The sequence below is a fragment of the Gluconobacter kanchanaburiensis NBRC 103587 genome (assembly GCF_007988905.1).
GTDB lineage: Bacteria > Pseudomonadota > Alphaproteobacteria > Acetobacterales > Acetobacteraceae > Gluconobacter > Gluconobacter kanchanaburiensis.
Window position 1 is genome coordinate 59,194 of the sequence record NZ_BJVA01000009.1, and the last position, 11,163, is coordinate 70,356.

12 protein-coding genes are annotated in these 11,163 nt (G+C 60.9%); 6 read left to right on the forward strand and 6 right to left on the reverse strand.

Features of this window, described 5'->3' with window-relative positions:
- Nucleotides 1-73 precede the first annotated feature (73 nt).
- From thrS to GKA01_RS08710, 4 genes are all read right to left on the reverse strand, one after another.
- Nucleotides 74-2,011, reverse strand: coding sequence for a threonine--tRNA ligase (gene thrS, locus GKA01_RS08695; protein WP_146861577.1), 1,938 nt, complete (start codon nt 2,009-2,011; stop codon nt 74-76).
- A gap of 113 nt (nt 2,012-2,124) precedes the next feature.
- Complete coding sequence (locus GKA01_RS08700) at nt 2,125-3,177, reverse strand: glycosyltransferase family 2 protein (RefSeq protein WP_146861580.1); 1,053 nt, start codon at nt 3,175-3,177, stop codon at nt 2,125-2,127.
- Nucleotides 3,174-4,094: a glycosyltransferase family 9 protein gene (locus GKA01_RS08705; RefSeq protein WP_146861583.1), complete on the reverse strand. Its 921-nt coding sequence runs from the start codon at nt 4,092-4,094 to the stop codon at nt 3,174-3,176. The genes GKA01_RS08700 and GKA01_RS08705 overlap by 4 nt, the downstream gene beginning before the upstream one ends.
- 99 nt (nt 4,095-4,193) lie before the next feature.
- The gene (locus tag GKA01_RS08710; RefSeq protein ID WP_146861735.1) at nt 4,194-4,826 is read right to left on the reverse strand and encodes a nucleotide exchange factor GrpE; all 633 of its coding nucleotides are present in this window, start codon (nt 4,824-4,826) and stop codon (nt 4,194-4,196) included.
- A 195-nt stretch (nt 4,827-5,021) separates the two neighbouring features.
- On the opposite strand from GKA01_RS08710, the gene GKA01_RS08715 reads away from it, so the two are divergent.
- Nucleotides 5,022-5,792 carry a response regulator transcription factor gene (locus GKA01_RS08715; protein WP_146861586.1) on the forward strand — a complete coding sequence of 257 codons (771 nt, stop codon included), beginning with the start codon at nt 5,022-5,024 and terminating at the stop codon, nt 5,790-5,792.
- Nucleotides 5,793-5,834: 42 nt separating this feature from the next.
- Nucleotides 5,835-7,652: a stimulus-sensing domain-containing protein gene (locus GKA01_RS08720; protein WP_146861738.1), complete on the forward strand. Its 1,818-nt coding sequence runs from the start codon at nt 5,835-5,837 to the stop codon at nt 7,650-7,652.
- 227 nt (nt 7,653-7,879) lie between these two features.
- Here GKA01_RS08720 and GKA01_RS08725 read toward each other — a convergent pair whose 3' ends face one another.
- Both GKA01_RS08725 and GKA01_RS08730 read right to left on the reverse strand, forming a co-directional pair.
- Nucleotides 7,880-8,236, reverse strand: coding sequence for a UrcA family protein (locus tag GKA01_RS08725; RefSeq protein WP_146861588.1), 357 nt, complete (start codon nt 8,234-8,236; stop codon nt 7,880-7,882).
- 168 nt (nt 8,237-8,404) lie between these two features.
- On the reverse strand, nt 8,405-8,755 hold the full coding sequence (locus GKA01_RS08730) for an endoribonuclease L-PSP (RefSeq protein ID WP_146861591.1): 351 nt from the start codon (nt 8,753-8,755) through the stop codon (nt 8,405-8,407).
- Between the two features lie 149 nt (nt 8,756-8,904).
- On the opposite strand from GKA01_RS08730, the gene GKA01_RS08735 reads away from it, so the two are divergent.
- Genes GKA01_RS08735 through GKA01_RS08750 form a run of 4 tightly spaced genes read left to right on the forward strand, consistent with a single transcriptional unit; the run spans nt 8,905 to nt 11,154 of the window.
- Entirely contained in the window at nt 8,905-9,366 is a 462-nt protein-coding gene (locus tag GKA01_RS08735; protein ID WP_146861594.1) for an HPr kinase/phosphorylase, read from the forward strand.
- A 49-nt stretch (nt 9,367-9,415) separates the two neighbouring features.
- Nucleotides 9,416-10,384 carry an RNase adapter RapZ gene (gene rapZ / locus GKA01_RS08740; protein WP_146861597.1) on the forward strand — a complete coding sequence of 323 codons (969 nt, stop codon included), beginning with the start codon at nt 9,416-9,418 and terminating at the stop codon, nt 10,382-10,384.
- Nucleotides 10,381-10,821 carry a PTS sugar transporter subunit IIA gene (locus GKA01_RS08745; RefSeq protein ID WP_146861600.1) on the forward strand — a complete coding sequence of 147 codons (441 nt, stop codon included), beginning with the start codon at nt 10,381-10,383 and terminating at the stop codon, nt 10,819-10,821. The genes rapZ and GKA01_RS08745 overlap by 4 nt, the downstream gene beginning before the upstream one ends.
- A gap of 27 nt (nt 10,822-10,848) precedes the next feature.
- Nucleotides 10,849-11,154, forward strand: coding sequence for an HPr family phosphocarrier protein (locus GKA01_RS08750; RefSeq protein WP_146861603.1), 306 nt, complete (start codon nt 10,849-10,851; stop codon nt 11,152-11,154).
- The last annotated feature ends 9 nt before the right edge of the window (nt 11,155-11,163 follow it).

The window sequence follows — 11,163 nt, forward strand, 5'->3', positions numbered from 1 at the left end:
GGGACACGGCCAGTCCCGATCCCGTTCCTTCTGCACATAGTCCTGCCTTGCGCGCGGTGCAAGGGGATTACGTTTAATCCTTTGACGCGCGTGCGATGTCGGGGGCCTGAGCCTCTTTCGCAAGAGCTGCAACGGCCTCGTCTAGCGACAGAATTTCCTGCGTCGCGCCGCCCAGACGTCGCATGGCGACCTTGCGTTCTTCGGCTTCGCGACGACCGACGACCAGAATGACCGGAACGCGCGCCAGGCTGTGTTCGCGGATTTTGGCGTTGATCTTGTCGCTGCGGGTGTCGGTCTCGACCTGGAGTCCCGCGGCTTTTAGCGTCGCAGCCACTTCGTTGGCGTAATCGCCAGCGTCGGAGACGATGGACGCCACGACAACCTGCGTCGGCGCCAGCCAGAGCGGGAACTTGCCCGCATACTGTTCGATCAGGATGCCGATGAAACGTTCGAAACTGCCGAGAATCGCGCGGTGCAGCATGACCGGACGATGACGGTTGCTGTCTTCGCCGATGTAAGAGGCGTCCAGACGCTCCGGCAGAACGTAATCCACCTGAAGCGTGCCGCACTGCCAGTCACGACCGATGGCATCCGTCAGCACGAATTCGAGCTTCGGACCGTAGAATGCCCCTTCGCCCGGATTGTACTCGTATTCAACTCCCGCGATTTCGCAGGCTTTCTTGAGCGAGCCTTCCGCCCGATCCCAGACCTCGTCCGAGCCCGCCCGCGTTTCCGGACGATCCGAGAACTTCACGCGGAAGCTCTCGAATCCGAGATCCGTGTAAACTTCCGCCAGCATCTTCACGAACTTCGCGGTTTCATCTGCGATCTGGTCGTCCGTGCAGAAGATATGGGCATCGTCCTGCGTAAAGCCGCGAACACGCATGATGCCGTGCAGCGCGCCTGACGGCTCGTAACGGTGACACGCGCCGAATTCCGCCATCCGCAGCGGCAGCTCACGATAGGAGCGCAGGCCGTGGCGGAAGATCTGCACGTGGCACGGGCAGTTCATGGGCTTGAGTGCGAGGGTCTTGTCTTCGTCCTCGACGGTCGCGATGAACATGTTCTCGCGATACTTGTCCCAGTGGCCCGAAGCCTCCCAGAGCGCGCGGTCCACGAGCTGCGGGGTGCGGACTTCCTCGTAGTTGTTCCGCTCCTGCGCGCGACGCATGTAGTCCTGAAGGACCGTGTAGAGACGCCAGCCCTTGCGGTGCCAGAAGATCTGCCCGACGGCTTCTTCCTGAATGTGGAAGAGGTCCATCTCGCGGCCGATGCGGCGATGGTCGCGCTTCTCGGCTTCCTCAAGACGCAGGAGATGGGCGTCCAGCTCCTTCTTGTCGCGCCAGGCGGTGCCGTAGATGCGGGTCAGCATGGGGTTGCGATGGTCACCACGCCAGTAAGCTCCGGCCACGCGCATCAGCTTGAATGCCGTGCCGACATCGCCGGTCGTGCGCAGATGCGGACCGCGGCACAGGTCGAGCCATTCGCCCTGACGGTAGATCGAGATCTGCTCGTCCTCCGGCAGGTCCCGGATCAGTTCCGCCTTGAAGTCTTCGCCCTTCTCTTCAAAGAAGCGGATGGCCTCGTCACGGTCCCAGACCTCGCGGACGAACGGCGTGTTGGCCGCGACGATCTCGCGCATCTTCTCTTCGATGGCCGGGAAGTCTTCAGGCGTGAACGGCTTCTCGCGGGAGAAGTCGTAGTAGAACCCGTCCTTGATGCTCGGCCCGATCGTGACCTGAGTTTCAGGCCAGAGGGACTGCACGGCCTCGGCCAGAACATGCGCCGCGTCGTGGCGAATCATTTCCAGCGCGTCCTCATCCTTGCGGGTGACGAACTTCACGGACGCATCGTTGCTGATTTCGGTGCTGATATCGACGGGCTTGCCGTCCACTTCCATCGCCATGGCGGCCTTGGCGAGGCCCGGTCCGATGGAGGCAGCGATCGTCGTGCCCGTCACCGTCCCGTCGAATGTGCGGACGCTTCCGTCGGGGAGTGTGATGGCGGGCATGGAGATCGCTCCTGTGCGAGTGGGACCGGCAGATCACTCTGCCGAAAACTGAACGGGTAAATGGCCTCAATCCCCGTTCCGCCGCAACCCCCAGACAAACAGTCGAACTGTTTTCAGGTCGCTTTGTCTGTCTGGATTACCAATGGCGGCGCGTTCTGGGGATCAGGCTGCCGATCTTCATCCCATCCGAGCGTAACGTAATGAACGAGCGGCCAGATTCCGTAATGCGGATCCTGCGCCACGTCCGGATTGTTCAGGGCGTAGTAGATCGGATTGAAGAGGCGGTATTCATGCATGTCATTACCTGACATGCGGTGGGCCAGAAAACCTGCGGGAACGTTGATGGGGGGATGCGGCGCGTTTTCACCGGTGCCGAGCAGAAGGGTTGGATCAAGGCCCAGTTCCTTGAAGCGGCGGGCGATCATGGGCGCATAAATGTTCGGAACGTGCCGGTATTTTGCGACGAAATCTTCGGCGGTCGTGTCGAAATAAAAGTGAAGATGCGCGCCAGCTTCGGGATTAACGGCTGCCTCATTGTCTTCAGGAACTGCCAGTTTCTGACGTGCGAAATGCAGGATGTCTTCGTAGTCCGGGCGGTTATGCAGATGGAGATGCACGAATGGGGTCCGGACATAGCGTTCGGGATAGAGGCTTTGCGGGTCGTGAAACCCGCGATCCAGACTGACGATGGTATGAGCCTTGAATAGTCCGCGTCGGACGATCTGGGGTCGAAAGTAATCCCGTGCTTGCGGGACGTTCAGCAAAAGCCGGTCTGTCACGAAGGTGGCATTTTCGTGGATCAGGTAATCGAACTGACGTCGGATAATCTCCGGATCGAGCGAAAGCTGGTCCAGAAAAACCGTCAGGAATTCGTCGCAGTCCAGAGGAACCGCGAAGTCGCAGGCATTCTCTGCGTCCCATTGCCGAATGATCCCGGCAATGACGTTTCCCTTGTTAAGGAAATCGCTATGGGATGCGTGATCGCGTACGATCTGCACGCCCTTGCGTTCATACTGGTCCTGGAGTTCCAGAACGGCCGGGTCGGTTGAGCCATTGTCGATGACCGTCAGGTTCGTAAAGCCGAAAATCGCGGCATGCCACAGGATCCACGGCTCCAGCAGGGTTGCCTCGTTCTTCTGCATCATAATGCAGCGTACGGTCGTCATCGTGAGAGCATCTCTTCCATGCAGGTCAGGACCCGCGAGGTGGGCAGCATGGCCAGATCGGGGACGACGATCACGTCTGTCCGGCCAGCCGTTAGGGCGAGGGGCGCTGTCAGGCGCGGGTCGCTGTCCGGGCCGAAGAGCGTAAGACAGGGCGTGTCCATCGCGGCTGCCAGATGCATCGGCCCGGTGTCGTTGCCAATGACGATCCGTGCGCGGTCCAGCACACCTGCAAGCTCGACCAGTGTGGTCTGGCCAGTCAGGTCGCGAGCGGCAGGGCAGGTTGCAACAATCTCGCGGGCCAGTGGAGTTTCGGCCTGTGTTCCCACGATGACTGGCGTCAGACCCAGGCCCACAAGAGCGGAAGCGACTTCGGCAAAGCGGGGTGCGGGCCAGCGTTTCTGCGGACGATGAAAGGCTGCTCCCGGCACGATGACGGCATAGGGGGACGCAATTTCAGGGCCACGTCCTGCAAGCCAGTGCGGCACGTCGCGGGGCAGCGGGGTGACGCCGGCCGCATGAAGCTGGTCGTCGAGCCGTGCCAGGGTGTGCATATCGTTGCGGGATGGATTGCCGTGCGGATGGCAGCAGCCATCGGAAATGCCGGACCAGTTTTCCGGACAGCCCGCAAGGCGGAAATAGGTTTTCGACCGTCCTGACGTCTGGAGATCGAAAATCCGGTCGTAGCCGCGCAGTTTTCTGGAAAGTCGCCAGACTCCAGGTAGATTGGCCAGTGAGGGCCGTGCATCCGTCTCGATCTCATCAAACCAGGGGGCGGTTCGAGCCAGATCTACGAAAGGCGCGGTGGTCAGCAGGGTGATCGTGGCATGGGGGAACGCAGCCCGGATGGAAGCGAAAGCTCCAAAAGCCTGAACGATATCGCCCAAGGCGCCGAGTTTGATGACAAGAATGCGACTCATGGGTCGACTTTAGCAGGGTGTTGCGGAACGCCAACCATTCCGGCAGGCGTTCCGCAAAGAAATCCCCGACGTGGGTTCCGGTCCTTCGCAGGGAAGGGATCAGACCGTCTTGTCGACGCCCTGCTGCGGGGCTGCTGCGCCGCCCTTGGCCACAACGACCATGGCTGGCTTCAGCAGGCGGCCCTTGAGCAGCCATGCCGGCGTCCAGGACTGCATGACGTGGCCCGACGGGTGCTGGTCGGAAGGCTGTTCCGCCATGGCCTGGTGCAGGTTGGCGTCGAACGGCTTGCCGGTCGGGTCTTCGCAGGTGATGCCGTGGCGTTCGAGAATGTTGATGAAGGAGCGTTCCGTTCCTTCGATTCCCTCACGCAGTTTGGTGATGAGGACGTCTTCGCCCTCCGTTTTGGCGGGCAGGGATGCCAGACCGCGCTGGAGGTTTTCGGCGGCTTCCACTACGTCACGGGCGAATTTCTGGATGGCGTACTGGCGCGCATCCTCGATGTCGCGCTTGGCGCGCGTGCGGATGTTCTGGCTTTCGGCTTCGGAACGAACCCAGCGGTCCTTCAGTTCTGCGACTTCGGCCTCGAGGGCTTCGATCCGGGCTTCGGGAGTTGTTCCTTCCAGCGTTTCACCGCCGGTTTCATTCATGCCCGGTGTCTCGTGGACCGGCGTTTCGACGCCCTGTTCAGGCACGTCATGGGCCGTTTCCGGCGAGGCGTTGTGGTCTGTCATGTCACGACCTTCTGCTATGGGACGGGCCATCATGCGGCCCCGTTCTCCCTCAGGAAATAACGCTGATTGTCTCAAAGACAAGTGTTGCACGGACGCATAGTGCTGCATCATGTCATCGAAAAGCCCATTTTCCGCCATGGTGCGTCATGGGATATATGTAAAAAGCAGCAACAGTTTTCAGCAGACGGACCCCCCATGGAGACGCCACGAACCCCCTATGTGCCGCCGGCGCCAGCCTCGCAGCCGCCGTCCGCAGCTTCCGCCGCACCCATCATTGCGCTGGTGGACGACGATCGGAACATTCTCGCTTCCGTCCAGATGACGCTAGAGGCGGAAGGATTTACCGTTCACACCTACACCGATGGCGAAAGCGCGTTGCAGGGCATCACATCGCGCCCTGTCAGCCTCGCTGTTCTGGACGTGAAGATGCCGCGCATGGACGGCATGGAGCTGCTCCAGCGCCTGCGCTCGCGCTCGAACCTGCCGGTCATTTTTCTGACGTCGAAGGACGAGGAGCTGGACCAGCTCATGGGCCTGCGTCTGGGGGCTGATGACTACATCACCAAGCCGTTCTCCCAGCGCCTGCTGATCGAACGGATCCGTGCCCTGCTGCGCCGTCAGGATGCCAGCCGGGCCGAGGCCACGGGCGCGGCAGCGGTTGGTTCCGCCATCGTGCGGGGCAAGCTCTCGCTGGACGAGACGCGCCATCAGTGTCTGTGGGACGGGCAGGATATTGCGCTTACGGTCACGGAATTCTTGCTGGTCAAGGCTCTGGCCTTGCGTCCGGGCATGGTGAAATCGCGCGATCAGCTCATTGATGCCGCCTATGGCGACAATATCTATGTCGATGACCGCACGATCGACAGCCATATCAAGCGCGTCCGCAAGAAATTCCGTCAGGTGGATGACGAGTTCAATCAGATCGAGACGCTGTACGGCATCGGCTATCGCTACCGGGACGAGTAAGCGCGCGTGGACGACGATTCCGGTTCATTCCCTGCAAGACATATGCTCGACGCGGACCGGCTGGAGCAGGGGCGGGACCGTCGGCGCGCGGAAGCGGCGCGGCACGACTCGAACCGAGCCGGGCTTGGCAACACACTGAGGAGTCTGTGGTCAGGACTCCGCAGACGTTTGCGGCTACGCCGCACGCCGGATATGTCCATGATGCGTCGGCGTCTGGCCTCGCCGCTTCTGGTGCGGATTCTTCTCCTCAACGCCCTGCCGCTGGCTCTTCTCGCGGTTACTCTGCTGTTTCTGGACCAGTTCCAGAACGGTCTACTGGAAACGGATGTCAACGCCCTGCGCGAACAGGCGCATATCTATGCTGGCGCGCTCGGGCAGTCTGCCGTCCGGGTTGCGCCCCATGCCTCTGGTCATCCGGCACCAGGGGGTAATCTGGAACTGGACGTCGCTCAGGCCCGGCCGCTTTTGGCCAGCCTGACCGAGCCGAGCCCTAATGCCCATGCCCTGCTGTTTGATCCTGACGGCAAGCTCGTCGTCGACAGTCGCACGGCGTCGCGTCAAAAGCAGGATCATGGGTCTTCCGATCCGGTTGACGGGGGAGGATGGCAGCCGCCGCGCAACAATATCCTTGAGAGTTTCTATGATTGGCTGCTCTCCCTGTTGCCGCTGACCTCAAGCGAGGAGGTGACGCTCGACACCAATGATACGGCCATGGACGGCCCGCATGATGCCCAGCCGCTTCAGTCCCAGGCCGAGCTGCCGCCATTCATTCGCCGTACCAAGGACCACCAGCTTGTCGTGACGGTGGTGGAGCCGGTCGTGCGCGATGGTGTGACGGTCGGCGAAATCCAGCTCACCCGTCACGCGCCGGAAGTAGACCGCACACTTTTTGCAGTCCGTTCCTCGATCCTGTCTCTGGTGCTGGCGGCGCTGGTCGTAACGGTGCTGCTTTCCTGGTATCTGTCGCTGACGATTGCGCGGCCGCTGCTGACTCTGGCGCGCGCGTCCAATGACATGCGCGAGGCGGATGGTCGCAAGGATCTCGTGCCGGAGCGTCTTCTGGCCCGTCGCGACGAAATCGGGGTGCTGGCGCGTTCGCTCCGGGGGAGCGCGCTGGCGTTGTGGGCACGGATGGACGATATCGAGCGCTTTGCTGCCGATGTCAGTCACGAGATCAAGAATCCGCTGTCGTCGATCCGCTCTGCCATCGAGACGTTGCCGCGCATCCAGATCGCCGAGCGGCGCGAACGTCTGCTGGGTATCATCAACAGCGACGTCAAACGCCTCGACCGCCTGATTACCGATATTTCCGATGCCAGCCGTATCGACGCAGAGCTGTCCCGCGTGCGGCCTGAACCGGTATCGGTCGTGGCACTTTTGGCCATTCTGGCGGAAATGCACCAGACGACACGCCGGGACAACGATCCGGTGCTTCGGCTGGATGTCCGCGACCAGGAGCCGTCGCTCAAGGCGCTGGCAGTGGAGGATCGTCTGGTTCAGGTTCTGCGCAACCTGATCGGCAATGCTGTGTCGTTCTCTCCGCCAAAGGGCATTATCGCGTTACATGCCAGTGCGCGCGACATCGCAGGCAGCGGGCCCGGAACGGGCAGCGTGGTGGAAATCACCATCACCGATCAGGGTCCCGGTATTCCGCCTGGAAAACTGGAGAGCATTTTCGACCGTTTCTATTCAGAGCGTCCCCAGACCGAGAATTTCGGTCAGCATTCCGGGCTCGGCCTCGCCATCAGCCGACAGATCATTCATGCTCTGCGCGGAAGCCTGTTCGCCGAGAACCGGCTGGACGCTGGCGGTGCTATCCGGGGCGCCTGCTTCGTCGTGCGTCTTCCGCGCGCGCCCTGAGGGTGTCTTGATGGAAGGGTGGCCGTCTGTCCGGACTTCGATGGTAGGCCCCGAGCCGACGCTATCCATGATGTCGGACGTGAGCGTCGCTACAAAAGGCAGTGCCAGCGTGAAAGGAAGCATGAGGGCCGCTCGAAAAAAGGCCTGACGCCGATAGAAAGGGCGTGGAGCAGGATCCGGTCTCCGGGGTTGCAGGAGGAGGATGGGGCTGGGGCTGCCCATGTCTCTCACTCCCTGCCAGAACGGGCGAGAAGCACGGTTCCGTGTTTGTGGTGCGCAGTCTGCTGGTTTCGCAGGTCGTAGAGACGGTTCTGTGAGTTTGAGAAAGCATCGTGCTCACAGTCGCTCACTTCGTTGACGCTGAGCCAGCCGTCGCTCTGAAGCTGGTGACAGACCGTGTGGGAGGCGTCGTGGATCTTTTTTGTAGCGGTGCTCCAGCCCTGCGCCGAGCCAAGATCCGTTGATGAAAGATCGACCTTGATACTGATGGTGCCGTTGTCGGGTGCGGCGGCACAGGCGGTCTGAAACGGCATGAGAGCGCCGGCGGACAGAAGGCAGATAAGCGCAGCGGAGAAACGGATCATGACAGGGACTCCTGAGAAAAAACCAGACGTCGAGGCGTCTGGAAATCTTCAATGCAAGAATCGTGCCAACTCTGTTTTCTGGTAGAAAAAAACTCGACAAAAAATCGCTTTAGAATCATTTTCTTCTGAAAATGATATTTCAGACCAAAAAATGGTTCGTTCTGACAATTAATTGTGTGGTGTGGCCGTCAGGCTCAGGGCGATCCGTTGTTCGGGGAGCGGAAAACGCTGTACGATCCGTAGGGTCAGCGCTGGTTTTGCGGCGGCAAGAGCATCGTTCAGTGCAGCCTGACACTGGGCGAAAGTCTGGCCTTCTCGAATCATGGCGGCGACATGTCTTGTATGGTCCAGCGTCAGGCCATGGTCGGCGAGGGCCACGGAAATGGCTGAAAGGGCCGCCTGACACTCATCGGCCAGCCGGTCGGGACGTTCATCGGTAGCGCTGAAACCACTGAAATCGGCGCAGGTGACCTCGTCCCCGTGGCGAGTGACGGTATGGTGCGAGGAGGATGTGCCCATGGCGGTTCGTGCTCCTGATCTAGGTCAGAGGGCCGTCATGCCTCTGAGCCGAGTTTCCCTTATTTCGGGTTTTCCTGTCTGGTTCGCTTGTATGGAACCGCTGTTCGGATCAAGGTCTTAGTCCGCCATTCTGGGGGTCGCAATCCGCCATGTCTCCGTCGCCTTTTCCTTCCGGCCCTTCGATCCACGCATCTTGCGTGGCGTGGGAAGGGGCGGGTGTTCTCATTTCCGGTCCCTCGGGATCGGGAAAATCCGAACTGGCGCTGATGCTCATGGATGTCGGATTTGATCTTGTGGCGGATGATCGCGTGCTGCTCGACGGAGTCGTCGCGTCCGCTCCGGAGCGCCTTGCGGGGCTGATCGAAGTCCGTGGGGTGGGAATTCTTCGGACACCTTTTGTCATAAATGCACCCGTGCGCCTGCGGGTCTGTCTGGGGGAGGAGCAGCCCCGTCTCCCCCCTCCTGATTCCGATCCCCTGACAGGAGCGGTCATGCTGCGTCTGGAGCCCGGTTTTCCGGGGGCGGTGGCGCGGATCAGGGCAGCGCTGAAAGCCTGTTGCGGGGTTTATGGGTGGGTGGCCGGAGCGGGGGGTGATGTTGCGGAAACGTGAAAGTGCGAAATAGTTCCGCATAAAAAGAAAAACGGCTACAGTGTGGCACATGGTATCGGCGAACCCATCCGAGTCTGGTTCCTTATCCGAATACGGTCATGGTTCCCGCCGGATCCTGATCGTGACGGGTCTGTCCGGAGCGGGAAAATCATCTATACTGCGCGTTCTGGAAGATCTGGGTCATGAGGTCGTGGACAACCCGCCACTGAACCTCATCCAGGCACTTACTTCGCGGGCGGAACAGAATCTGGCCATTGGGATCGACGTGCGCAGTCGAGGCTTCGAAGCCTCCCGCGTTCTCGAAGAGCTCAAACGTTTACGCCTTCTGCCCGACTGCTCGGTCCAGCTGCTTTACGCCACAGCCGAACCCGAAATCCTTCTGCGCCGCTTCACCGCCACGCGCCGCCGTCATCCGCTGGTGACGAGCGGCACCATTCTTCCCGGAATCGAGCAGGAAACCGCTCTTCTGGCTCCGCTGCGAGCCAATGCGGATCTGGTCATCGATACCTCCGACCTGCCCTCGCCCGAACTGCGCCAGCTTATCGAGACCCGGTTTGGCAGCACGGGTGGGGAGGGGCTGACAGTTGCGCTGATGTCCTTTGCCTATCCGTCGGGTCTGCCGCGCGAAGCGGACATGGTTTTTGATGCACGCTTCTTGCGCAATCCCCATTATGATTCGGCTCTTCAGCCCATGACCGGGTTGGATGAGGCAGTCGTGCAATACGTGAAGTCGGACCCGGCTTACCCTGCGTTCTTTGGCCATATCCAGAACCTTCTGGAGCTTGTGCTTCCTCGTTTCGTCGCGGAAGGCAAGAAATATGCGACCATTGCCATCGGATGCAGCGGTGGCCGCCACCGCTCGGTGACGATCGTGGAAGAACTGGCTCGCATTCTTCCGAAAACAATGCCGACCGGACCAATGATGGTCCTGCACCGCGAACTGGCCCGCAAGGGTCTGGCTTCCTGGCGCTGGGCCGTGCCCCCTCAGGACCCTTCCTCACAGGACACAATGGTATGATCGGACTGATGCTGGTCACGCATGGACGTCTCGGAGACGTGTTGCTGGAGACACTGGTTCATGTCGTGGGCCCCCAGGCGCAAGTCGGGGTGGTCGGGGTAGCGGATGATGACGATCCCGCCATGCTCCGGCCCGCCGCTGAACGGCTGCTTCATCGTCTCGATACCGGAGAGGGCGTGCTTGTCCTGACGGATATCTTCGGGAGTTCGCCGTCCAACCTTGCTCTGTCGCTGCGGGAGGCGGGCCATGTGGAGGTCGTCTCGGGGGTGAATGTGCCTATGCTGGTCAAGCTTGCGAAAACGCGGGGGGATCTGGATCTTGCGGGCTGCGTTGAAAAGGCCACAATGGCAGGACGGAAGTATATCGCAGTGGCGTCGCAGCTTCCTGCGCCATGCCTTCATGGAGGGCCGCGCGCCTGTACGCTACCGGTTCACTGAGCTGGATCATTGAATCGAGTGTTCTGAATGAGCGACACGACTCTGCCTGTTCCTCCGCCTGCCGTTACGCCCCGCACCGTTACCATCGTCAATCATCTGGGGCTTCACGCTCGCCCCGCTGCGAAAATCGTCACCACGGCTGAACGGTTCGACGCGGAAACCACTATTGCCCACGGTTCCAATGTCGTATCCGCGCTATCGATCATGGGGCTGATGATGCTGGGCGCAGGAGAAGGTCAGATCGTTACGCTCCGGGCCCATGGTTCGCAGGCCGCCGAGGCGCTGGACGCGCTTGAAGCCCTGATCGCGGACGGATTCGGCGAGCGTGACTGACTCTGCTGG